Origin of the sequence: Microbacterium sp. UFMG61, assembly GCF_015354505.1 — a bacterium.
In the GTDB taxonomy this organism is placed as follows: domain Bacteria; phylum Actinomycetota; class Actinomycetes; order Actinomycetales; family Microbacteriaceae; genus Microbacterium.
Genome location: NZ_JACAFP010000006.1, coordinates 160,637 through 183,356, shown reverse-complemented (window position 1 = coordinate 183,356; position 22,720 = coordinate 160,637). Strand labels below are relative to the sequence as shown.

Below are 22,720 nucleotides of genomic sequence, written 5' to 3'. Positions count from 1 at the left end.
AACGCCGGGTCGCGACTACTCTCGATCGGGTGACTGGATCCCGAGCAGAAGCGGCGTACTCGCGCGCCGTCGCCGCGTTCAGCACACCCACCCTCGATCTCCTGCACGGCAGATTCGCGCCGTTCGTCGTGGCATCGCTCACGATGCTCTTCACCGCCGACCGGGCATCGGTGCCGATCGCCGACGCGCATGCGGAGCTCGCGGAAGTGATGGACGAGCTTCGCGGTGACGGTGAGGACGACAGACGGCTCCCCGCGGGGAGCAGCCGCGACGTCTGTCGTAACTGGGTCCGCCTCGGATGGCTCGTGCAGCAGATCGACGATGAGGTCGAGGTCTACCGTCTCTCCGCCCACGCGGTCGAAGCCCTCGAGATCTCGGGCCGCACGGGGGCCGGGCGCACCAGAGTGTCGAACTCGCGGGTGCGCACGCTGCTCGATGCCGTCGAGCATCTCTCCGACAGCGCCGAGGCGGATCCCGTCCGTCGACTGGCTCGTCTGCGCGCGGAGCGCGATCTGCTCGACACCGAGATCTCCCGCATCGAGGAATCGGGGCGCGCGGACCCGCTCGACGACGATGAACTGCTCGAAGAGGCCGAGAACGTCCTGCACCTCGCACGCGAGCTGCCCGCCGACTTCACCCGGGTCGCCGAGTCGCTCAAGGCCATGCAGCGGGATGTCGTCGCCCACCTCCGACGCGACGAGCGACCGACCAGCGAGGTGCTCCGCGAATACCTGCAGCGGGCGCAGGACGTCATGCAGTCGACCCCGGAGGGACGGGCGTTCTCGGGTGCTCTCCGACTGATCGGCGATCCCGAGCGCATCGATGCGCTCACCGAACAGCTCAGCGGGCTTCTCACCCAGCCGTTCGCGCGCCTCCTCGACAGTTCTCAGCGTGCCGAGCTCGATGCCGTCGGTCGACGCGTCGAGCTCGGCGTGGAAGAGGTTCTGGCCGCGCAGCGGCGCGCCTCTCATGTGATCACGGGGCAGGTGAAGACCCACGACCCGCTGCGCGACCGCCAGATCGACGACCTGCTGCGCGACGTCATCGCTGGGCTGCACGGCTGGTCGGGCCCGGCCACGGTCGTCGACCCGGTGCGCAGCATGCCGTTGATCGACCTCGGCCATCTCAGGCAGACCACGAGCGACATCCGCCCACCCCGGGCGCCTGCGCCCCTCGCGGACGCGGACGACGTGGACTTCCTCGACCACGACACGCGCGCGTGGGGCGGGCCGCGATACGCCGAACTCGAGGCGTACGTCGGCGGGCTGGCCGACGAGTTCGATCTGGCCGAGGCCTTTCGGCACATCCCGATCGACACCCGGCGTCCTGTCGACCTGCTGGGGCTCCTCGAGATCGCGCACCGCAACGGACTCGTCGACGGCGACGGCATCTCGACGGTCGCGACGCTCCGGCCGGACGGAACGACGAGACGGTTCGCCTTCGGTGCCGTGACCGCTCGCAGCACGAAGGAGGATGCAGATGAGTGACGACGACCACGCCACGGTCGGCGCGGAGGATGCGTTCATCGCCCCGACGGCGATGGAGCAGGATCTCGAGGAGCACTTCCCGGGAGATCGCGGGACTCTCGATCCCGAAGTGCGTCGAGTGCTCGTGCATCTGCTGCAGCGACGCTTCCTCTCGGCCGAGCGCAACCGCCGCGAGTGGGCGCTGCTGCGGGACCACCAGCAGATCATCGAGTCCCGACTGAACGACCTCTACCTGCGTCTCGTGATCGACCACGGTCGCGGGTTCGCGTACAAGCAGCAGCTGCGCTCCGACGAGATCGACATGCCCGTCCTGTTGAAGGACGCGCCGTATTCGCGCGCGGAGACGCTCGTGCTCGTGCACCTGCGCACCGTGTATCAGCGGGAATCCGCCGCGGGGGAGACCTCGGTGCGCATCGACATCGAAGACGTCGAGCAGACCGTTCTCAGCTACTTCGCCGAGACGGACGGCGGCACTGCGAAGCAGCAGCGCGCGATCCGCAGCGCACTGGACCGACTCGACCGCGAGGGCATCGTGCAGGAGGAGACGAGCGGTCGGTACCGGATCACCGCTCTCGTCGAGGTCGTGCTCAGCGCGCAGACCCTCAAGGAGCTGCGGGAGTGGCTGCGGACGCAGGAAGCGGTGGCGCGATGACGATGATGGACACGCTCTTCGGACTGATCCCGTCGACCTCGCGGGGCCAGCAGTGGGTCGCCGAGGAACTGCAGCTCATCAACTGGGGCGGCTACGACGGCGGACCGCACCGGGTGCGATTCTCGCCGGATGCGACCCTGCTGTGCGGTGGATCGGGATCGGGCAAGTCGACGCTCATGGACGGCTACATCGCCCTCATGATGCCGCACACGACCCCGTTCAACGGGGCCTCCAACGGGGGAGTGACCGGTCGTCCGCGCGGTGAGGAGCAGCGCAACATCCTCTCGTACGGTCGCGGCAAGATCGACGAGTCCCGCACCGACGAGGGCACGAAGCTCCGGGTGCTGCGAGGCGACGGCGAGGACACGTGGAGCGCCGTGTCGATGACCTGGCTGGACCATGACGGCTCGCGTTTCACAGCGGTGCGCGGGTGGTACATCCCCGCCGACGCCCGCACTCTCGAGGACACGACCAGGCTCCGCGCGACGATCGACGGACCCTTCGATCTCGCGGGCCTCGAGCAGGCGGCCTCGCACCGGCTCAGCGATACCGCGGCGCGCTCAGTCGGGCTCGATCCCGTCGCGACCGACCGGGAGTTCTCGGCACGCCTGCACGCAGTTCTCGGCATCGGCGCGGCCGGCTCCGGCGCCAAGGCGATCAGCCTGCTCGCGCGCATCCAGGCCGGTCAGCAGATCACCACCGTCGATGACCTGTACAAGAAGCTGGTGCTCGAGGAGCCCGAGACCATGGCCACCGCCGACGCGGTCGTCGCGCACTTCGACGAGCTCGAGAGCACGCGGACGCGGATGCTCATCGCCAAGCAGCAGGTGGCGGCGCTGGAGCCGATCCGGGGCATCTCCGAGCGCATCACTGCGGCCGTGGAGCGCATGCAGGTCGTGGACGAGGTCGGCGTCTTCGCCGACACCACCTCGCTCGCCGCGCTGTGGAGCGCCGAGCGCCGCCTCGATCTGCTGCGCGAGGTCGAAGGCGATCTGCGCGACCGCACGCAGGCACTCCAGTCGGCAGTGCGCGAGAAGCACGCCCTCATCGCAGCAGCGGAGCTGGAGCGGGAGGGGCTTCTCGACGTGCTTCGTCAGTCCGGGGGAGATCGCCTCGAGACGGCCCAGCGCGAGCTGCGCGCGGTCGAGCGGCGGCTCGAGGATGTGCAGCGGGAGCGGGCTCGTTTCGACGCCGTGGTCCGTGACCTCGGCTCTGAGGTGACGAGCGCCTCGGAGTTCGAGAACCTGCTCGGGCGCGTTCGCGGCGAGCTTCGTGACGGCGGTCTGCGCGCTGCCCGCGCCGCCTTCGCCGAGGCGGAATCCGAGCGGCGGTCGGCGGAGCGAGAGCTCGCACTCGTCAGTGCCGAGCGCGAGCGTACAGAGGCGCTCCGCGGCAGCATCCCCGCTCACCTCCACGAATCACGTGCGTTGCTGGCCCAGGCGGCAGGTCTGTCGGCCTCGGAGCTGCCGTTCGTCGGAGAGCTCATCGAGGTGCGCACGGAGTTCGAGCCCTGGCGAGAGGCCTTCAACCTGGCACTCGGCGGATTCGCGCGGACGCTGCTCGTCGACGCCGCCCACCTTCAGCGCTTCCGCTCCGCCATCGAGTCGGTCCGCACTCCGGAGCGACTCAGTTACGAAGGCGTGCAGACCGGATTGCCCGAGGTCAGGGCGTCGGACCCTCGAACGCTGCCCGCCCGCATCGACCACCGGTCGACACCGTTCGTCGGCTGGCTGCAGCAGCGCCTCCTCGAGCGATTCGCCTTCGTGTGCGTCGACTCGTCCGCCGAACTCGCGGTGCATCCCCGCGCGCTGACGCTCGCAGGGCAGGTGTCGCAGGGTGACCGAGGATCCCACGGTGGGCACGGTCGATCGAACATGCTGGGCTTCTCGAACTCACGTCGTCTGCGCGAGCTCGACGAACAGCGTGCGGAGCTCGAGGCCCGGCGTGCCGCGGCGACCGTGGCAGCGGCAGATGCCGAGTCGCGCCTGGACCGCCTCGATGCCACGGCCAAGGCCCGTGCGAAGATCGAGGACCTCAGCTGGGATCAGATCGATGTGGACGCCGTCGCCGCGGAACGGCAGCGATGGCTCGCCGTCGAAGCGGAGGTCACCGACGACAACCCCGAGATCGCCGACCTGAAGACTCAGGCGGAGGAGTTCCGACGTCGTGCAGCACGTCTGCGTGACGAGGCCGCACGGCTCGGCGGCGAACTCACGGTCGCCCAGGACCGGTGGGTCGAGGTCACCGATCGGGTCGACGAATGTCAGCGCGTCATCGACGCTGCCGAGACGGCCGAGGTCTCGCTCGAGGAGCGGCATCGGGCCTTCCTCGATGCGCGGTTCCTCGGTGCGGACTCGGCAGTCGACGTCACCGCCTCCGAGCGGCTCGCCCATCTGGACTCCGCATTGCGCACGGCGGCGACCAGGCTCCTCGAGGAGCGCACCGCGGCGGCATCCGCCCATGCCGAGCAGCGGGAGCAGATGCGGCGCCTCATGACCGGCTTCCTCGAGCGCTGGGACACGCTGACGATCCTCCCCGACCCCGACGAGTCCGTCGCGGAGTTCGAGTCGATCCTCGACGCGCTGCAGACGAACGGACTGCACGAGCTGGAGTCCGAATGGCGCGACAGCCTGCTCAAGCTCTCGGGCAACGATCTGACGAGCCTGGACTCGACGCTCAGTCGTTCGTTGCGGGAGATCAAGACGCGCATCGATCCGATCAACCGGATCATGGAGGAGCTGCCCTTCTACGACGACGAGCACCGCCTCCAGATCTCGCCACGGGAGAACCAGTCCGAGGCGCGTCGACGGTTCCGTCGGGAGCTCCGCGAGGTCCGCGGTCTGATCGACGCAGCCGCGACGGATGCCGAGCGCGAGAACGTCTATCGCAGGATGAGCCGCCTGATCGCCCGGATGCGACGCACGGCACCGGATTTCGCCGAGCTCATCGACGTGCGGAATCACGTCCGCGTCAGCGCCGAACGTGTGCACGCGGTGACGCGCGAGCATGTGGCGCTCTACGACCACATCGGCGAGAAGTCGGGTGGCGAGTCGCAGGAACTCGTCGCGTTCATCGTGGGCGCTGCCCTGCGGTATCAGCTCGGAGACGCGGGCGCTGCGCGTCCGCGCTACGCGCCGGTGTTCATGGATGAGGCCTTGATCAAGGCGGACGCGCACTTCACCAAGCGTGCGATCGGTGCGTGGCGTGGGCTCGGATTCCAGCTCGTGATCGGTGCGCCGAACGACAAGTACAGCGCGATCGAGCCGCACGTCGACGTGGAGTACGACATCCTCAAGGACACGCGCGGTCGCTCGTGGGCGCGGCCGAAGGTGGGCCTGCCGGCCGAGGACGCGTGAACCGGCGCTGACCTCGGTACGCGCTCTCACCCCGCGACGAGCCCCCGGATCGCGTCGAGCGTGCGGTCGATGTCGTGCTGCGTGGTCACCCAGGACGACATCGAACAGCGCAGGGCCGAACGTCCACGCCACTCGGCGCCGGTGACAGCCGCGGTTCCCTCTGCGAGGATCGCGGCGCCCAGGTCGCGTGTGGCGTCGTCGGAGGCGAGACGGAACATGACCTGCGTGTAGACGACCTCGTTCACCACGTCGATTCCCTCGATCGATGCGAGTCCTTCCGCCATCGCCACCGCGTTGTCGTGGAGCCGGTCCATGAGATTCGCGACGCCGTTGCGTCCGAGGCTCCGCAGCGCAGCCCATGCGGGGACCCCACGTGCGCGGCGGGAGAGCTCGGGCGTGACGTCCCAGGGATCGAGGCTCGTGTAGATCAGGTAGTCGCCGCCGGTGCGGAACGTGGCGATCGAGTCGGCGGGGTCGCGGACGATCGCCATGCCGCAGTCGTACGGCACGTTGAGGGTCTTGTGCGCGTCGGTCGCCCACGAGTCGGCCTGATCCATACCCGCGGTGAGGGACCGCAGAGAAGCGGATGCCGCGGCCCAGAGCCCGAACGCGCCGTCGACGTGCACCCAGGCACCGTGCTCGTGCGCGATCGGGATGAGGGATCTGAAGTCGTCGAAGGCGCCGGTGTGCACTTCGCCGGCCTGGAGGCACACGATGAGCGGCCCCGAGGTGTCGGCGAGAGCACCGCGCAGGGCGTCCGGTCGCATCCGTCCGTGGTCGTCCGACGCGATGACCGTCAGATCGGCTCGCCCGATGCCGAGGAATCGGGCGGCGCGGTCGATCGATCCGTGGCGATCCGCACCGACCACGAACCGGAGAGGAGGAGATCCACGCAGGCCTCGCTCGGCGAGGTCCCAGCCTGCGCGGGCGAGGACAGCATTCCTCGCCGTCGCCAGGCAGGTGAAGTTAGCCATCTGACCCCCGGTGACGAACCCGACGCTGGATGTGTCCGGAAGATCGAGCAGATCGAGCATCCACTGGCCCGCGACGCGTTCCATGGCGACGGTCGTCGGGGTGAGGCTCGCCGATCCGGAGTTCTGATCCCATGCCGACACCAGCCAGTCGGCCGCGAGGGCCGCGGGATGCGTTCCACCGATCACGAAGCCGTAGAAGCGTCCGCCCGGTATCGCGACCAGTCCGGGGTCGGCCCGTGATGCGATCTCCTCGATGACATCGACAGCATCGCATCCGTCATCGGGCAGAGACCCGCCGAAGGCGGTGAGCATGTCGTCGAGGCTCGCGCGCGGCCACACGGGGCGGTCATCGAGCGAGTCCAGGAATCGGAGTGTGGCCGCGTGTGCGGCGTCGAGTCCGCGGGCCCTGTCGTCGTCGACTCTCTCGTCCATGAGTCAGGACTACACCCGTGATCCGCGTCACGCCAGGGGGACAGCGTGGGCATCGGACGAGATCTCACCCCGGGTGCATCCACGGGCCGACCGCATGGTTCGATAGAATGGACGATGCCCTGGGCCGAGCCCACGGGCGGATACGACGAGCGGAGACTTATGTCCGGGCATTCCAAGTGGGCCACCACGAAGCACAAGAAGGCCATCATCGACTCCAGGCGCGCCAAGTCCTGGGCCAAGCTCATCAAGAACATCGAGGTCGCCGCCAAGCTCGGCGGTGCCGACCTGCAGGGCAACCCGACGCTGTTCGACGCCGTGCAGAAGGCGAAGAAGACCTCGGTCCCGAAGGACAACATCGACCGCGCGGTGAAGCGCGGTGCGGGCATCGGCGGCGAGGCCGTCGAGTACACCTCGATCATGTACGAGGGCTACGGACCCAACGGCGTCGCGATGATGATCGAGTGTCTGACCGACAACAAGAACCGCGCAGCGGCCGAGGTGCGCACGGCCCTCAGTCGTAACGGCGGCACCCTCGCCGACCCCGGCAGCGTCGCCTACAACTTCAGCCGCAAGGGCGTCATCGTCGTCGGTTCCGAGGGCACGACCGAGGACGACGTGATGATGGCCGCCCTCGAAGCGGGCGCCGAGGAGATCGAGCCGCACGCCGAAGGCTTCGAGATCATCACCGAGGCGACCGACCTGGTCGCGGTGCGCAGCGCCCTGCAGGATGCGGGAATCGACTACGAGTCGGCCGATGTGGAGTTCGTCCCGAACCTCAAGGTCGAGATCGACGCCGACACGGCGCGCAAGATCTTCCGTCTGATCGACGCGCTCGAAGACAGCGAGGACGTGCAGAACGTCTTCACGAACTTCGACCTGTCGGCAGAGGTGCAGGCCGAGCTCGAGAACGACGACGCGTAGGCGCGCCGACGCGGCGGAGCTCGATCCGACGAATAGCCTGGGGGAGTGACCTCCTCCTCGCTTCGCGTGCTCGGCATCGACCCGGGACTCACCCGATGCGGTGTCGGAGTCGTCGATGTCGACCGAGCCCGCCGCGGAACGCTCGTCCACGTGGGCGTGATCCGGTCGGACCCCGATCTGCCGATCGGCGAACGCCTGGCGCTCGTCGCCGCGGGCATCCGTGACGTGCTCGACCAGCACCGGCCCGATGCCGTCGCGGTCGAGCGTGTCTTCGCGCAGCAGAACACGCACACGGTCATGGGCACTGCTCAGGCCAGCGGGGTGGCTCTGCTGCTCGCTGCCGAGGCGGGGCTCCCGGCGGCGACGCACACGCCGAGCGAGGTGAAGGCAGCGGTCACCGGGTACGGTTCGGCGGACAAGAAGCAGGTGCAGGCGATGATCGCCCGCATCCTGCGCCTGGATGCTCCACCGCAGCCCGCCGACGCCGCGGATGCCCTGGCGATCGCGCTGTGTCACGCGTGGCGCCGCGGCGCAACCGGCGTTCCGGGGCAGGACGCGCTGACCCCCGCCCAGCGAGCGTGGGCCGACGCGGAGCGTGTCGCTCGAACATACATACGATCGCACGCCTAGTCTGGTGTGATGATCTCTTCGCTGCACGGCACCGTCCTGCACTCGTCGTCCGACCAGGTCGTCATCGATGTCGGTGGTGTCGGATTCTCGGTCGCCGTTCCCGGAGACGTGGCGCACACGGCGACGGTGGGCGAGCGGCTGATGCTGCACACGAGTCTGATCGTGCGTGAGGACGCCCTCTCGCTGTACGGGTTCGCCGATCGCAGCGAACTCGAGATCTTCGGCCTGCTCATCAGCGTGACCGGCGTCGGACCGAAGTCAGCCCTGGGGGTGCTCTCGCATCTGACCGTCGACCAGATCGCCGAAGCGGTGAACGCCGAGGACGATGCCCCGTTCCGCAGGGTGTCGGGCATCGGACCGAAGACGGCCAAGCTCATCGTCGTGCAGCTCGCGGGCAAGGTCCAGCCGGTAGGGGGCGGCTCCCGGGTCTCGACCGGCGGCGGGTCCGATGTGGTCGATCAGGTCACGGCCGCGCTCGTCGGCCTGGGCTGGTCGGAGAAGGTCGCCGCAGAGGCTGCCGCGCAGACCGCCGCGGAGGCCACCGACGCCGAGCGAGCCGCCGTCGCTCCGCTCCTGCGTCGCACGCTGGCGCTGCTCGGGCCGGCCCGTGTCTGACGCACGCGACGCGACCGAACCGGTCGACGACACCGAGCTGGCGATCGAAGGCGCGCTGCGCCCCACGAGCCTCGGCGAGTTCGTCGGACAGCAGAAGGTACGCGGACAGCTCCAGCTCCTTCTCGATGCCGCGCGGATCCAGAGTCGGCCCCCCGATCACATACTGCTCGCGGGCCCTCCCGGTCTCGGCAAGACCACACTGGCGATGATCGTCGCCCATGAGAGCCAGCGCCCCCTGCGTCTGTCGAGCGGTCCGGCGATCCAGCACGCCGGCGACCTCGCGGCGCTCCTGTCGAGCCTCGTCCCCGGCGAGGTGCTCTTCATCGACGAGATCCACCGCATGGCCCGGTCCGCCGAAGAGATGCTCTACCTCGCGATGGAGGACTTCCGCATCGACATCATGGTCGGCAAGGGCGCCGGAGCGACGAGCATCCCGCTGGAGCTGGCTCCGTTCACGCTGGTCGGCGCGACCACCCGTTCGGGGCTGCTGCCGAACCCGCTCCGCGACCGTTTCGGATTCACCGGGCATCTCGAGTTCTACGACGAGCCGGAGCTCGAACAGGTCATCGCGCGTTCTGCGCTCGTGCTGGGCGTCGATCTGCCGCGCGACTCGCTCTCGGAGATCGCGCGACGCTCGCGCGGCACGCCTCGTATCGCGAATCGCCTGCTCCGTCGGGTCAGGGACTACGCGCTCGTGCACGGCGGGGGAGCCGCGTCACTCGACGGAGTGCGAGCCGCGTTGGAGCTCTACGACGTCGACCCGATCGGGCTCGACCGTCTCGACCGCGCCGTGCTCGAGTCGCTCGTGCGTCGGTTCCGAGGCGGCCCTGTCGGCCTCAGCACCCTCGCCGTCGCGGTCGGCGAAGAGGCCGAGACGGTGGAGAGCGTCGTGGAGCCGTACCTCGTGCGAATCGGCTTCCTGGGGCGCACTCCGCGCGGCAGGGTCGCGATGCCTGAGGCCTATGCTCACCTCGGCGTCGCCCACCCGGATGGGGCGCTTCGCTTCGATGACCTATAATCGCTGAAGACTTCCCCCCGATAGAAATGTGCGCCCGTTGGTTGGTGCGTGCACCTGAGAAAGGCGCTTGCCACCCATGGAAATCCTGCTCTTCGGCCTTCTTGCCGTCCTCGTCGTCTTCATGTTCGTCAACGGACGCAAGCGTCAGAAGCAGATGAAGGCCGAGCAGGAGGAGAAGGCGTCCAAGACCGTTCCCGGCGCCAAGGTCCTCATGCAGGGCGGCATCTACGGCACCGTGGTCGCCTACGACCACGAGGACCTCGACTCGCCCGCGCTGATCGAGATCGCTCCGGGCACCGTCATCGAGGTGCACAGCCAGGCCATCCTCCGTATCGTCGAGCCGAAGGACGATGTCGTCGTCTCCGAGTTCGACGACGAGACCCCGGTCGTGAGCGACATCGACCCGCTCGCCGCAGATGCCGCGGTGGTGGAGACCCCCGAGGAGACCCGCCGTCGCCTCGAGCGCGACGCCGACGACAAGTAAGCACCCTTCCTCGCGGCGCCGCAGCGCTCCGCGCTCGGGTCTCTCAGAAAGCTGATGACACGTGGCTTCATCTTCCCCGGTCCGTCACGCCTGGCGGGTCCTTCTCGGCCTGCTCCTGGTGACGGGCGTCCTGTTCGGCGTCAACGCGCTGGGCGTGTATGTCTTCCAGAAGAGCTCCTGGACTCCTGAGCTGGCACTCGATCTGCAGGGCGGAACGCAGATCGTCCTGAGCGCCGAGACCGAGAGCGGAGCGGCTCCCTCGCAGGAGCAGCTCGACCAGGCCGCCGCGATCATCCGCCAGCGCGTGGATGCCTCCGGTGTCGCCGAGGCCGACATCACCACCGAGGGTGGACAGAACATCGTCGTGCAGATCCCGGGCAACGCCGACGAGGAGACGCGTCAGCGCATCCAGTCGAGCGCGCAGCTCGAGTTCCGCCCGGTGCTCGCCACGACGGCGGCGGCGAACTCGTTCGTCGGCGACGACGGGAATGAGACGCCGTACCCGACGCCCGACGATTCTCTCAACGCGACTCCCACCGCGGAGCCGACCGACGCGAGCGACCTGTCGTGGGTCACCGACAAGCTCAGCGCCGAGTTCCTCGCCTACGACTGCGCGAACCCGTCGACCGACCCGTCGACGGCTCCGCAGGGTGAGCCTCTCATCGCCTGCGATCCGACCAATCAGGCCAAGTACCTCCTCGGCCCGACCGAGCTCACCGGTGACGTGATCACCGACGCCACGGCGGGACGCGACCCGCGCTCGGGCGCCTGGCTCGTGCAGCTCGAGATGAACGGCGAGGGCACCGAGAAGTTCGGCGAGGTCAGCACGCGTCTCAACCAGAACCGCATCGACGGGATGACCCCGCGCGACCAGTTCGCCTTCGTCCTCGACGGCTCGGTGATCAGCGCACCGCAGATGAACGGTCAGATCCTCGACGGTCGTCCCAGCATCTCGGGCAGCTTCAACCAGGAGACCGCGACCACGCTCGCCAACCAGCTCAAGTTCGGCGCACTGCCTCTGAGCTTCGTCGTGCAGAGCAGTGACACGGTCTCCGCGACGCTCGGCACCCAGCAGTTGCAGATCGGTCTGATCGCGGGTCTCATCGGCCTCGCTCTCGTCGCGATCTACTCGCTCATCGTCTATCGCGCGCTCGGCTCGGTGATCATCGCCTCCATCGCGGTGATGGCAGTGCTGACCTACATCATCATCTGCATCCTCGCGTGGCGACTCGGCTTCCGCCTCTCGCTGGCGGGGGTCGCCGGACTCATCGTCTCGATCGGCTTCACCGCCGACTCGTTCATCGTCTACTTCGAACGAATCCGAGACGAGCTGCGAGACGGCAAGTCGATCACCTCGGCGGTCGAAGACGGCTGGGGTCGCGCCAAGCGCACGATCTACATCTCGAAGTCGATCAACATCCTGGCGGCGGTCGTCCTGTACATCCTCGCCGACTCCACGGTGAAGGGCTTCGCCTTCACGCTCGGGCTCACGACGATCATCGACGTGTTCATCTTCGTGATCTTCACGCACCCCGTGATGCAGCTCCTCGCGCGCACGAAGTTCTTCGGTGGGGGCCACAAGCTCTCGGGACTCGACCCGGAGTCCTTGGGCGCGGTGTATCGCAGCCGGTCGCAGTTCCGCGAGGTCTCGACGGCATCGGCGGGACGCGGTGCGAAGAACACCCGTGCTCGCGGCGAGGCCGAACGCCGTCAGACCATCGCAGAGCGCAAACGCGCCGAGGCACTCGCCGGTGACAGATCCACCAGCACCGGAAGTGAGGGAGACGCCTGATGGCTTCCATGAACGAGTTCGGCAACAACCTCTACTCGGGCAAGACCTCCTTCCCCTTCGTCGGCAAGCGCCGCCTGTGGTTCATCATCGCGATCGCGCTCGTGGTGGCGTCCGCCCTCGTGCCGCTGTTGCGCCCGATCCAGTTCTCGATCGAGTTCACGGGTGGTTCGCAGTTCACCGTCCAGGCTCCTGACTCGCTCGACCAGGAGACCGCGACCACCGCTGTGCAGTCCGTCGTCCCGGGCGCGGCGGCCAAGGTCGTCGTGGTGGGCGACACGGACATCCGTGTGCAGACTGACCAGATGAGCGCCGAGGAGACTCAGCAGGTCTCGAACGCACTCGCCGAGGCCTACGGCGTCGAGCCCGACAGCGTCACCTCGTCGTTCATCGGCCCCGCCTGGGGAGAGAACGTCACGAAGCAGTCGCTGTGGGGTCTCGCGATCTTCCTCGCGCTGACGTTCCTGATCCTCGCGATCTACTTCCGCACCTGGAAGATGTCTGCGGCGGCGATCATCGGTCTTCTCGATGTGCTGGTCATCACGGTCGGCGTCTACGCTCTGGCCGGGTTCGAGATCTCGCCGGCCGCGGTCATCGGCTTCCTGACGATCCTCGCGTACTCGCTGTACGACACCACGGTCGTCTTCGACAAGATCCGCGAGAACACCACCGAAGACGGCGAGCAGTCGTCCCGTCTGTTCGGCGAATCGGTGAACCTCGCCGTCAACCAGACGCTCGTCCGATCGATCAACACCTCGGTCGTGGCCGCCCTCCCGGTCGGCGCCGTGCTCTTCATCGGTGCCTTCTGGCTCGGCGCCGAATCGCTCACCGACATCTCGCTGTCGATCTTCGTCGGCATCCTCGTGGCGACCTACTCGACACTGTTCGTCGCGGCGCCGCTGTACTCGCTCTTCCGCGAGAACGAGCCGCAGCTCGCCGCCCGCGACGCCCGCGTGCGCGAGGCTCGCAGCCGGGCCTCGGTCGAGGCCTGATCGTCCCGCTCAGCGGGGCCGCCCCCCGCTGAGCACGCGTAAGATGTTCTGATTGGGGAGGTGAGCGGATGGCGGAACCGCAGACGACGTCGCAGGGGTCGAGCCTCAGGCGACTGGTTCCCCGCATCTTCTCCCGTGCGCCCCGCGTCAATGACCTCGACAACCTGATCCGCACCGTGCGTGCGAACCACCCTCGCGGTGATCTCGCGGTGATCGAGAGGGCCTATTCGGTCGCCAAGGTCAAGCACGAGGGGCAGAAGCGCCAGAGCGGTGAGCCCTACATCACGCACCCGCTCGCGGTAGCTCAGATCCTCGGTGAGATGGGCCTCGGACCGAGGGCCGTCGCGGCGGCGCTGCTGCACGACACTGTCGAGGACACGGGATACGCGCTCTCCGACCTGACGGCCGAGTTCGGCGACGAGGTCGCGATGCTGGTCGACGGCGTCACGAAGCTCGACAAGGTCAAGTACGGCGAGAGCGCGCAGGCCGAGACCGTCCGCAAGATGATCGTGGCGATGTCGAAAGACATCCGCGTCCTCCTGATCAAGCTCGCCGATCGGCTGCACAACGCACGCACCTGGGGCTTCGTCCCGCCCGAGAAGGCGGCGAAGAAGGCGAAGGAGACGCTCGAGATCTATGCGCCGCTCGCCAACCGACTCGGCATCCAGGCGATCAAGTCCGAGCTCGAGGATCTCTCCTTCGCCGTCCTGCACCCGAAGATCTACAACGAGATCCACAATCTCATCGCCCAGCGCACGCCGCAGCGCGAGAAGTACCTGACCCAGGTCGTCGAGGAGATCGACGAGGATCTGCGCGATCTGCGCATCCGGGGCAAGGTGGTGGGGCGGCCGAAGCAGCTCTACTCCGTCTATCAGAAGATGGTCGTCCGAGGTCGCGAGTTCGACGACATCTACGATCTGATCGGCATCCGTGTCCTGGTGGCGTCGGTGCGAGACTGCTACGCGGTGCTCGGCGCGATCCATGCGCGGTGGACGCCCCTTCCCGGTCGCTTCAAGGACTACATCGCGACTCCGAAGTTCAACCTCTATCAGTCGCTGCACACGACCGTGATCGGTCCCTCGGGTCGCACGGTCGAGATCCAGATCCGCACGCATGAGATGCACCAGCAGGCGGAGTACGGCGTCGCCGCACACTGGATGTACAAGGAGCGGATGAACGGCGGCAAGGCCGAGGTCCGTGCGTCGGACAGCGACATGGCCTGGCTCGCGCACATCTCCGACTGGCAGGCCGAGACAGCTGACCCGGGGGAGTTCCTCGATTCGCTGCGGTTCGAGATCGGCGCGAAAGAGGTCTACGTCTTCACCCCGAAGGGCAGGGTCATCGGCCTTCCCGCGGGTGCGACGCCGGTCGACTTCGCCTACGCCGTGCACACCGAGATCGGCCACCGCACCATGGGGTCGAAGGTCAACGGACGTCTCGTGCCGCTCGAGTCGGAGCTCAAGAGCGGCGATGTCGTCGAGGTCTTCACGTCGAAGAACCCGGACGCCGGTCCGAGCCAGGACTGGCTCGGCTTCGTCAAGAGCACGCGGGCCCGAAACAAGATCCGCGGCTGGTTCACGAAGGAGCGTCGCGAAGAGGCCATCGAGCAGGGCAAAGAGGCGATCGCCCGTGCCATGCGACGTCAGAACCTGCCGCTTCAGCGCCTGATGAGCCACGACTCGTTCGCCGAGGTCGCACACCAACTCCGCTACGAAGACGTCTCCGCGCTCTACGCAGCGGTCGGCGAGGGCCACGTGTCGACGCAGTCGGTGCTCGAGAAGGTGACGGCGCTCGTCGCGGCCACCGATCCGGCGACCGGTCCGATCGATCTTCCCGGAACCGTCGCGTCGCGCGAGCCTCGGGCGGGCGACTCCGGCATCCTCGTGCGCGGGGCAGCCGACATCCTCGTCAAACTCGCGAAATGCTGCACTCCGGTGCCGGGCGACGACATCGTCGGCTTCGTCACCCGAGGCAGCGGCGTGTCCGTGCACCGCGCGGACTGCGTCAACGTCAAGGCGCTGGCGAGCGAAGAGGATCGATTCGTCGACGTGTCGTGGGCACCGACGACCAAGAGCGTGTTCCGCGTGCAGATCCAGGTCGAGGCACTCGATCGCTCGGGCCTGCTGTCGGACGTGACCCGGGTGCTCAGTGAGCACCACGTCAACATCCTCTCGGCGACGGTCAGTACGACCGACGAGCGCCTCGCGATCAGCAGGTTCGTGTTCGAGATGGGAGATGCGGTGCACCTCGACCGCGTGCTCAACGCGGTGCGTCGCATCGACGCCGTCTACGACGTGTACCGGGTCACCTCGTCCTGAGCGCGGTCCGTACGAGAGCGGCTCGTGCCGACTTCGTGCCGGGCACTCGTGCGAGCCGGTCGATGCGGTCGATGGCCGCGCTCGCGAGTGTCGCGTCGCTCTCTGCGAGCAGTACGATCCAGCGCATCAGTGACTCGTCGCGGTGCAGTCCAAGGGCGAGGTCGAGCATCGTGCGTGTCGGTGACATCACCGGCACTCCGCCCACGGTCACGAGGTCGGACGACGGCACGCTCGTGTCATGAAGGACGACGCGTGCGGGCAGCTTCGCGCGGATCCGCCGCTCGACGGCCCGGCGCACATGATGGATGGCCGGCGGGGCGTCTCCGGCTCCGTGTATCCACGCCGCAGTGGGCCCTGAAGCTGCGGTGTCGACCGGGATCAGAATCGCGATCGACGCGGCCCGCGTGCCGGGTGTCTCCACGAGGTCGGCGGGGATGAATCCCTCGCCGATGTCGAACAGGTCTCCGTCGATTCGTGCAGCGGCCAGCTCGGAAACGCTGAGAGCACGACCGGGCAGATACAGGAACGCGGGATGCATCACGCCAGTGTGGCGCAGTGCATCCCGCGTTCGCAGTCGTCGTGACGGGCTGTGGAGAGATCAGCCGCCGAGGGCGTTCAACCAGGTGCGTCGAGCTTCGAGGGCATCCGCCGCGTCCTTGGCGGCCTTCTTGTCGCCGGACTTCTCGGCCGCGGCGAGCTCGGACTCGAGCTTCTCGATGGCTTCGAGCAGCTGCGAGCTCATGTCGTTCGCGCGCGCCTTGGTCTCGGGGTTGTTCTTCTTCCAGTCGACGTCTTCACGCGCCTTCAGCGCCTGCTCGATCACGCGCAGACGGTCGTCGAGCGCGCGTTCCTTGTCGCGGGGGAAGATCCGACCGATCTCGTCCCACTGACGCTGGATGCCTGTGAGCAGTGCACGGGCGCGCTTGATGTTCGACTCGTCGGCAACCGCCTTGGCCTCTTCGAGCAGCGCCTGACGGGCCTCGATCTTGGGACCGGACTCGGCTTCCTCGGCGGCGGCCTGCTCGGCGCGAGCCGAGTACAGTGCGTCGCCGGCGGCCTTGAACCGCGCCCACAGCGCGTCGTCAGCCTTGCGGCCGGCACGCCCCGCGGACTTCCAGTCGTCGAGGAGCGAGCGGTAGGCGGGGATGCCGTCGACGCCACGCGGAGCGAGCGCCTCGGCGCGCTCCACCAGACGGGTCTTCGCATCGCGTGCGACCTTGTGGGAGTCGTCGAGCTCGGAGTAGAACGAGCGTCGCGCCTTGTCGACCGTGCTGCGGGCGTCGCGGAAGCGCTTCCACAGTTGCTGCGAAACGCTCTTCGACAGACGCGGGCCGTTCTGCTGGTGAGCCTGCCACGAGTCGAAGAGCTCGCCGAGCTCTGCGGTGACCTGCTTCCACTGCACCTTCGACAGGTCGCGTGCGGCGATGGCCTCGGCTCGCTCCACCAGAGCGGTGCGCTCGGCGATCGCCTGATCGACCAGCTCCTTCGCCTGCTGAGCCTCCTGCGCGGTCGCCTCGGAGAGCGACGAGGTCAGTGCGTCGAGGCGATCACGCAGTCCGGCGAGATCGCCTACGGCTGCGGCGTCCGTCGCCTCCTCGCGGAGGTGGTTCGCCTGCTTGACCAGATCACCCGCCGACGCGCCGCCGGCCTGGTGGCGCTGCTCGAGGGTGTTGACTTTGAAGGCGATGTCGTCGTACTTGCGTACGAAGTAGGCGAGGGCCTCATCAGGGGTGCCATCCGGGTACTGCCCGACGACGCGCCAGGTCTCACCCTCACGCACCTCGACGGTGCCGTCATCGGCGACTCGGCCCCAATCCGCGGCATCGGCGGACGAGGTGCTCGGAGCGGGGGCGGCGGGCGCAGCGGACGCCGCAGCTGCCGGTGAGGGCATCTTGCGGGGCAGCGGCTTCGCCGGGGGAGCGGGAACGGGGGGAGTCGGCTTCGACGGCTCGGTGGCAGACACGTGATTCTCCTTGCGCGGTAGGGCCGCGGGAGGCGGAAAGGACGAGGTTCAGCCTAGTACGCGCGGGCTCCTTCGGTGTGGTCGGTCGTTCTCACAATGCTCGTTACCGTTCTGTGAGCAAACCGTTCGACGCACGAAACACGCAGCGACACATGCGGGAAACACCACGCTCTTATCGTCGCCAACACGGGATAACCGTCGAATGGAGCAAGATGAGCGAGATCGCACTCACCCCCACGGAGATCGTGGTCGTCGGAGCCGGTATGGTCGCGCACCGATTCGTCGAGAGCCTGCTGAGCCGGGCGGAGTCCCCGGTGCACGTGACGGTGATCGGCGACGAGGGGCGCCACCCCTACGATCGGGTGGGGCTGACAGGCTTCTTCTCCGGTTCTTCGCCCGAGGATCTCGAGCTCGACCGCTCGGTGTTCGACGACTTCCGCGTGCGACTGCTGTCCGACGATCGTGTGCTGCGCATCGATCGCCCGCACCGCACCGTGACCACCAGGTCGCGCACCGTCATCGCCTACGACACCCTCGTACTGGCGACCGGCTCGTACGCCGCCAAGGTCGCTGTCGACGGCGCCGACCTGCCCGGCTGCTTCGTGTACCGCACGCTCGACGATGTGCAGGGTCTCAAGGAGTTCGTCGAGCGTCGCGGTCACGCGCTCGGCAGGCCTCTGCGCGGTGCGGTGATCGGGGGTGGCCTTCTCGGTCTCGAGGCGGCGGGCGCCCTGCAGGGCATGGACGTTGATGCGACGGTCGTGCAGTACTCGGACCGCCTGATGTCGGCACAGCTCGACTCTGCGGGTGGCGGGATGCTTCGCAGGCTCCTCGAGGATCGTGGCATCGCGGTCCGCACCGAGTCTCGGACGACGAGGCTCGACCCCGACGCTACAGGCGCGGTGACGGCGCTCGAGTTCCAGGACGGTTCGGTCGAGCGCGCGGACGTGGTGGTGTTCACGGTCGGCGTTCGCCCGCGTGATGAACTCGCCCGCAACGCGGAGCTGCAGGTCGACCCGCGCGGCGGCGTGGTCATCGACGACCGCTGTTCCACCTCGGATCCGCACATCCTCGCGATCGGTGAGGTCGCGAACTTCGAGGGCCGCTGTGTGGGACTCGTGGCGCCCGGCTATGCCATGGCCGAGGTGGCGGCCACGCGCCTGCTCGGCGGCGATGCGGTGTTCCCCGGATACGACGACTCGTCGAAGCTCAAGCTGTCGGGCGTCGATGTCGCGAGTTTCGGTGACGCGATGGCGACGACTCCGAATGCCCTCGATGTCGTGTACGCCGACCCTGTGGCCGGTGTCTACAAGAAGCTGGTGCTGTCGGACGACGCGCAGACACTGCTCGGAGGCATCCTCGTCGGAGATGCCACCGCATACGGCGCGCTCCGACCCCTCGTGGGCGCGAAGCTCGGCGCAGATCCCGCCGCCTACCTGCTGCCGGCGGGCGGCAACGAGGCGCCGAGCGGCGAGCTGCCCGATGCTGCTGTGGTCTGCTCGTGCTCCAACGTCACCGCGGGCCGCATCCGCGAGGCGGTTCACGAGGAAGGGTGCCGCGACTCCGCTGCCGTGAAGGGATGCACGAAGGCAGGTGCGACCTGCGGATCGTGCGTGCTGATGGTGAAGAAGGTCGTCGGGCAGGAGCTCACCAAGCTCGGTCAGACCGTCTCCCACGCTCTCTGCGAGCACTTCGACATGTCTCGTCGTCAGCTCTTCGACGCGGTCCGGGTAGCACGGCTCACGACCTTCAGCTCGATCGTCGAGCGGTTCGGTCGCGGACGAGGATGCGACGTGTGCAAGCCGGCCATCGCCAGCATCCTGTCGGTGCTCGTGGGATCGCACGTGCTCGACGGCGAGAACGCGACTCTGCAGGACACGAACGACCATGTGATGGCGAACATGCAGAAGGACGGCACGTACTCGGTCGTCCCGCGGATGCCCGGCGGCGAGGTGACTCCCGAAGGCCTGCTCGCCATCGGGCAGATCGCGAAGGACTTCGCGCTGTACACGAAGATCACCGGCGGTCAGCGCATCGACATGTTCGGAGCCCGGCTGGAACAGCTGCCGCTGATCTGGCAGCGGCTGGTCGACGCGGGATTCGAGTCGGGCCACGCCTATGGCAAGTCGCTGCGAACCGTGAAGTCGTGCGTCGGGTCGACCTGGTGCCGCTTCGGCGTGCTCGACGCGGTCGGCATGGCCGTCAAGCTCGAGCTCCGTTACCGCGGGCTCCGGGCTCCGCACAAGCTGAAGGTCGGCGTCTCCGGGTGTGCACGCGAATGCGCGGAGGCCCGGGGGAAGGACGTCGGTGTGATCGCCACCGAGACCGGATGGAACATGTACGTCGGCGGCAACGGCGGGTTCTCGCCCCGGCATGCGGAACTGCTCGCATCCGATCTGGACGATGACGGGCTGATCCGCGCGATCGACCGCTTCTTCATGTACTACATCCGCACGGCTGACCGCCTGCAGCGCACGGCGCCCTGGTGCGAGGATCTCGAGGGCGGTCTCGACGGCCTGCGAGAGGTGATCTTCGACGACAGCCTCGGCATCTGCGCCGACCTGGATGACGCGATGGCACAGCACGTCGACCGTTACGAGGACGAGTGGGCGGCGACGCTTCGCGACCCCGCGAAGCTCGAGCGCTTCCGTTCGTTCGTGAACGCTGCGGACACGCCGGATCCCTCCCTCGCCTATGTGGCCGAGCGTGGTCAGATCCGCCCGGCGACGGCTCAGGAGCGGATCAGCGGCGGAGTCCTGATCGCCGGCACAGCACTGGAGGTGCGCAGATGACGACAGCGACCGAGACCGGCATCCCGGTGCGGGTGTGCACGCTCGACGATCTCGAGATCGAGCGAGGGCGCGCGGCTCTGATCGGCGACCAGCAGGTCGCGCTGTTCCTGCTGGGCGACGGCACGGTGCATGCGGTCGACAACTTCGATCCGTACAGCGGCGCCCATGTGATCTCGCGAGGGATCGTCGGCAGCAGGGGAGACGCTCCGACGGTCGCGTCGCCGCTCCACAAGCAGGTCTTCGACCTGCGCACCGGCGTGTGCCTCGAGACGCAGGGCAAGCCCGACGGCGCGTTGAGGGTCTGGCCGGTGACCGTCGTCGACCGCGAGGTGCGGGTCGTGCCACTGCCGCGGAGCGACTCATGAGGCGTGCGCTGGTCGGCAGGGTCGATCTCATCGGCGGCGGCCCCGGCCCCGCCGACCTGATGACGGTCCGCGCTTACCGGCTGCTCATGGCGGCGGATGTCGTGGTCGCCGACCGCCTCGGGCCTTTCGAAGAGATCCGCGCGGAACTGCCCGCGCACGTCGAGATCGTCGACGTCGGCAAGAGCCCGGGCAATCACCCGGTGCCCCAGCACGAGATCAACGATCTGCTCGTGTCCCATGCGCGTGCGGGACGTCGCGTGGTGCGGCTCAAGGGCGGCGATCCGTTCGTGTTCGGACGCGGTGGCGAGGAGGTACTGGCCTGCGAGGCCGCCGGTGTGCCGGTGACGGTGACTCCGGGTGTCAGCAGCGCCATCTCCGTTCCCCAGGCTGCCGGAATCCCTGTGACGCACCGGAGCTCTGCGTCCGGCGTGCATGTGGTGAACGGCCACGGCGAACTCGGACCGGGGGCGCTCGCGTCACTCGCCGATCCGAGCGTCACGACAGTCGTGCTGATGGGCGTCGCCGCCCTGCCCCGTCTCGCCGCCGAGGCCGCGGCTTTCGGTGCTCCGGGCGAACAACCCGTCGCGATCGTCGAGAACGGCCACACGGAAAGGCAGCGGACCATCCGGAGCACGCTGGCCACCATGGCGGCGGACGCGTGCGCCGCGCAGGTGGAGAACCCCGCGGTGATCGTGATCGGCGAGGTCGCACGAGCGGGGCTTCTGCTGCCCACGCCCGCGATGGTGGCGGAGAGCCGCACATGACCATCGCGCGAACCCTCGATTCCGCTCTCGCCGGCTGCACGATCATCGTGGCAGCCGATCGTCGCTCCGTGGACCTCGCGACCGCGCTCGAACGCCGAGGGGCGATCGTGCATCGGGCACCGGCGCTGAGCATCGTCACGGGTGCCGACGATGAGGAGCTGCTGGCGCGCACGAAGCGCGTCATCGCGGATCCGCCCGACATCGTCGTCGCCACCACCGGCGTCGGCTTCCGCGGATGGATGGATGCGGCGCATGAGCACGGCCTCGACGCAGCGCTCGACGACGCGCTCGGCTCCGCTCACTTCGTCGCGCGCGGTCCCAAAGCGCATGGGGCGATCCAGCAGGCGGGATTCACCGCCGACTGGGTCGCGCAGAGCGAGACCTCGGCGGAGGTCGGTGAGTACCTCCTCGCCTCGGGTGTCGCAGGCAAGCGCGTGCTCGTTCAGCACCACGGCGCTGGATCCGACGGACTGGACGAGCAGCTGGCCGATGCCGGGGCCGACGTGCTCAGCATCACGGTGTACCGCTGGGGCCCGCCTCCGAACCCCGAGGTCGTGCGTCGCTCGGCTGTGCAGGCCGCAGCGGGTGAGGCCGATGCGGTTCTCTTCACCTCGGCCCCGGGAGCGGCGTCCTGGATCGCGGTCGCGGAGGAGGCCGGCGTACTCGATCATGTTCGGCGTCGTTCGCACGGTGGTCGGTTGCTGCTCGCCGCCGTCGGGCCGATCACCGCTGCTCCGCTCCACGCGGCAGACCTTCGGGCCACGGTCGCCGATCGCGGACGACTCGGCTCTCTCGCCCGTACCGTGATCGCCCACTTCGGAGGGGGCCGTGCTCCGTCGCTGCCCACCGACGCCGGTCGCGTCGAGGTCCGCAGCGGGGGAGTCGTCGTCGACGGCGCGTTCCTTCCTCTCTCGCGCTCGGCTGCGGCATTGCTCGAGGCGCTCGCGGGTGCCGGCGGTCGGGTGCTCTCGCGCGCCGAGCTGGGCAGCGTCCTCGGCGGCGATCGCAATCCGCACGCGGTCGAGGTCGCGGTCGCACGCCTGCGCGAAGCGCTGGGCGGACACGAGCTCGTGCACACCGTCGTCAAACGCGGATATCGACTGGCGGTCACCGAGGCCTGAACCACCTGCATCCGGTGGATCGTCGAGGGCGCGAGTACCGGGGCGGG

18 protein-coding genes are annotated in these 22,720 nt (G+C 68.3%); 15 read left to right on the top strand and 3 right to left on the bottom strand.

The features are described 5' to 3' along the window. Window positions 1-29 precede the first annotated feature (29 nt). Genes IXW21_RS09135 through IXW21_RS09125 form a run of 3 tightly spaced genes read left to right on the top strand, consistent with a single transcriptional unit; the run spans window position 30 to window position 5,495 of the window. Complete coding sequence (locus tag IXW21_RS09135; RefSeq protein WP_194763947.1) at window positions 30-1,487, top strand: DUF3375 domain-containing protein; 1,458 nt, start codon at window positions 30-32, stop codon at window positions 1,485-1,487. After that, the gene (locus IXW21_RS09130) at window positions 1,480-2,139 is read left to right on the top strand and encodes a DUF4194 domain-containing protein (protein ID WP_194763946.1); all 660 of its coding nucleotides are present in this window, start codon (window positions 1,480-1,482) and stop codon (window positions 2,137-2,139) included. Before IXW21_RS09135 ends, IXW21_RS09130 begins: the two co-directional genes overlap by 8 nt. Then, on the top strand, window positions 2,136-5,495 hold the full coding sequence (locus IXW21_RS09125; protein ID WP_194764045.1) for an ATP-binding protein: 3,360 nt from the start codon (window positions 2,136-2,138) through the stop codon (window positions 5,493-5,495). The genes IXW21_RS09130 and IXW21_RS09125 overlap by 4 nt, the downstream gene beginning before the upstream one ends. 26 nt (window positions 5,496-5,521) lie before the next feature. Here the strand turns inward: IXW21_RS09125 and IXW21_RS09120 are convergent, their stop codons facing one another. After that, window positions 5,522-6,901 (bottom strand): pyridoxal phosphate-dependent decarboxylase family protein, encoded by a 1,380-nt coding sequence (locus IXW21_RS09120; RefSeq protein ID WP_194763945.1) that lies wholly within the window; start codon window positions 6,899-6,901, stop codon window positions 5,522-5,524. A gap of 159 nt (window positions 6,902-7,060) precedes the next feature. Between IXW21_RS09120 and IXW21_RS09115 the strand changes: the two genes are divergently transcribed. The 8 genes from IXW21_RS09115 (at window position 7,061) to IXW21_RS09080 (ending at window position 15,668) form a co-directional block, all read left to right on the top strand. Then, window positions 7,061-7,822: a YebC/PmpR family DNA-binding transcriptional regulator gene (locus IXW21_RS09115; protein WP_194764044.1), complete on the top strand. Its 762-nt coding sequence runs from the start codon at window positions 7,061-7,063 to the stop codon at window positions 7,820-7,822. Window positions 7,823-7,867: 45 nt separating this feature from the next. Further along, on the top strand, window positions 7,868-8,452 hold the full coding sequence (gene ruvC / locus IXW21_RS09110; protein ID WP_323742202.1) for a crossover junction endodeoxyribonuclease RuvC: 585 nt from the start codon (window positions 7,868-7,870) through the stop codon (window positions 8,450-8,452). A gap of 9 nt (window positions 8,453-8,461) precedes the next feature. After that, window positions 8,462-9,067 carry a Holliday junction branch migration protein RuvA gene (gene ruvA / locus IXW21_RS09105; RefSeq protein ID WP_194763944.1) on the top strand — a complete coding sequence of 202 codons (606 nt, stop codon included), beginning with the start codon at window positions 8,462-8,464 and terminating at the stop codon, window positions 9,065-9,067. Further along, entirely contained in the window at window positions 9,060-10,085 is a 1,026-nt protein-coding gene (ruvB, locus tag IXW21_RS09100) for a Holliday junction branch migration DNA helicase RuvB (protein ID WP_194763943.1), read from the top strand. Before ruvA ends, ruvB begins: the two co-directional genes overlap by 8 nt. Before the next feature lie 76 nt (window positions 10,086-10,161). Next, entirely contained in the window at window positions 10,162-10,569 is a 408-nt protein-coding gene (locus IXW21_RS09095) for a preprotein translocase subunit YajC (protein ID WP_194763942.1), read from the top strand. A gap of 61 nt (window positions 10,570-10,630) precedes the next feature. Further along, entirely contained in the window at window positions 10,631-12,361 is a 1,731-nt protein-coding gene (gene secD / locus IXW21_RS09090) for a protein translocase subunit SecD (protein ID WP_194763941.1), read from the top strand. Further along, complete coding sequence (gene secF / locus IXW21_RS09085) at window positions 12,361-13,350, top strand: protein translocase subunit SecF (protein WP_194763940.1); 990 nt, start codon at window positions 12,361-12,363, stop codon at window positions 13,348-13,350. Before secD ends, secF begins: the two co-directional genes overlap by 1 nt. Window positions 13,351-13,418: 68 nt before the next feature. Continuing rightward, window positions 13,419-15,668: a RelA/SpoT family protein gene (locus tag IXW21_RS09080; RefSeq protein ID WP_194763939.1), complete on the top strand. Its 2,250-nt coding sequence runs from the start codon at window positions 13,419-13,421 to the stop codon at window positions 15,666-15,668. On the opposite strand, the gene IXW21_RS09075 is transcribed toward IXW21_RS09080, so the two are convergent. Then, on the bottom strand, window positions 15,655-16,206 hold the full coding sequence (locus IXW21_RS09075) for a type IV toxin-antitoxin system AbiEi family antitoxin (RefSeq protein ID WP_194763938.1): 552 nt from the start codon (window positions 16,204-16,206) through the stop codon (window positions 15,655-15,657). The genes IXW21_RS09080 and IXW21_RS09075 overlap by 14 nt on opposite strands. Window positions 16,207-16,266: 60 nt before the next feature. Continuing rightward, window positions 16,267-17,631, bottom strand: a complete 1,365-nt coding sequence (locus IXW21_RS09070; RefSeq protein WP_194763937.1) for a DUF349 domain-containing protein — start codon at window positions 17,629-17,631, stop codon at window positions 16,267-16,269. A gap of 212 nt (window positions 17,632-17,843) precedes the next feature. Here IXW21_RS09070 and nirB point away from each other — a divergent pair, with 212 nt between their 5' ends. From nirB to IXW21_RS09050, 4 genes are read left to right on the top strand one after another with little or no spacing between them, the layout of a single operon-like run. Further along, window positions 17,844-20,423: a nitrite reductase large subunit NirB gene (gene nirB, locus IXW21_RS09065; RefSeq protein WP_194763936.1), complete on the top strand. Its 2,580-nt coding sequence runs from the start codon at window positions 17,844-17,846 to the stop codon at window positions 20,421-20,423. Further along, window positions 20,420-20,788, top strand: a complete 369-nt coding sequence (nirD, locus tag IXW21_RS09060; RefSeq protein WP_194763935.1) for a nitrite reductase small subunit NirD — start codon at window positions 20,420-20,422, stop codon at window positions 20,786-20,788. The genes nirB and nirD overlap by 4 nt, the downstream gene beginning before the upstream one ends. Next, the gene (cobA, locus tag IXW21_RS09055; protein WP_194763934.1) at window positions 20,785-21,552 is read left to right on the top strand and encodes a uroporphyrinogen-III C-methyltransferase; all 768 of its coding nucleotides are present in this window, start codon (window positions 20,785-20,787) and stop codon (window positions 21,550-21,552) included. The genes nirD and cobA overlap by 4 nt, the downstream gene beginning before the upstream one ends. After that, entirely contained in the window at window positions 21,549-22,673 is a 1,125-nt protein-coding gene (locus IXW21_RS09050) for a uroporphyrinogen-III synthase (RefSeq protein WP_194763933.1), read from the top strand. The genes cobA and IXW21_RS09050 overlap by 4 nt, the downstream gene beginning before the upstream one ends. The last annotated feature ends 47 nt before the right edge of the window (window positions 22,674-22,720 follow it).

What these genes read in the sequence shown, in the direction of transcription:
- IXW21_RS09115 (WP_194764044.1), top strand. Translation starts at nt 7,061, where the DNA reads ATGTCCGGGCATTCCAAGTGGGCCACCACGAAGCACAAGAAGGCCATC.
- ruvA (WP_194763944.1), top strand. Translation starts at nt 8,462, where the DNA reads ATGATCTCTTCGCTGCACGGCACCGTCCTGCACTCGTCGTCCGACCAG.
- IXW21_RS09130 (WP_194763946.1), top strand. Translation starts at nt 1,480, where the DNA reads ATGAGTGACGACGACCACGCCACGGTCGGCGCGGAGGATGCGTTCATC.
- IXW21_RS09095 (WP_194763942.1), top strand. Translation starts at nt 10,162, where the DNA reads ATGGAAATCCTGCTCTTCGGCCTTCTTGCCGTCCTCGTCGTCTTCATG.
- cobA (WP_194763934.1), top strand. Translation starts at nt 20,785, where the DNA reads ATGAGGCGTGCGCTGGTCGGCAGGGTCGATCTCATCGGCGGCGGCCCC.
- IXW21_RS09080 (WP_194763939.1), top strand. Translation starts at nt 13,419, where the DNA reads ATGGCGGAACCGCAGACGACGTCGCAGGGGTCGAGCCTCAGGCGACTG.
- IXW21_RS09120 (WP_194763945.1), bottom strand. Translation starts at nt 6,901, where the DNA reads ATGGACGAGAGAGTCGACGACGACAGGGCCCGCGGACTCGACGCCGCA.
- IXW21_RS09075 (WP_194763938.1), bottom strand. Translation starts at nt 16,206, where the DNA reads ATGCATCCCGCGTTCCTGTATCTGCCCGGTCGTGCTCTCAGCGTTTCC.
- nirD (WP_194763935.1), top strand. Translation starts at nt 20,420, where the DNA reads ATGACGACAGCGACCGAGACCGGCATCCCGGTGCGGGTGTGCACGCTC.
- IXW21_RS09125 (WP_194764045.1), top strand. Translation starts at nt 2,136, where the DNA reads ATGACGATGATGGACACGCTCTTCGGACTGATCCCGTCGACCTCGCGG.
- IXW21_RS09050 (WP_194763933.1), top strand. Translation starts at nt 21,549, where the DNA reads ATGACCATCGCGCGAACCCTCGATTCCGCTCTCGCCGGCTGCACGATC.
- secF (WP_194763940.1), top strand. Translation starts at nt 12,361, where the DNA reads ATGGCTTCCATGAACGAGTTCGGCAACAACCTCTACTCGGGCAAGACC.
- nirB (WP_194763936.1), top strand. Translation starts at nt 17,844, where the DNA reads ATGAGCGAGATCGCACTCACCCCCACGGAGATCGTGGTCGTCGGAGCC.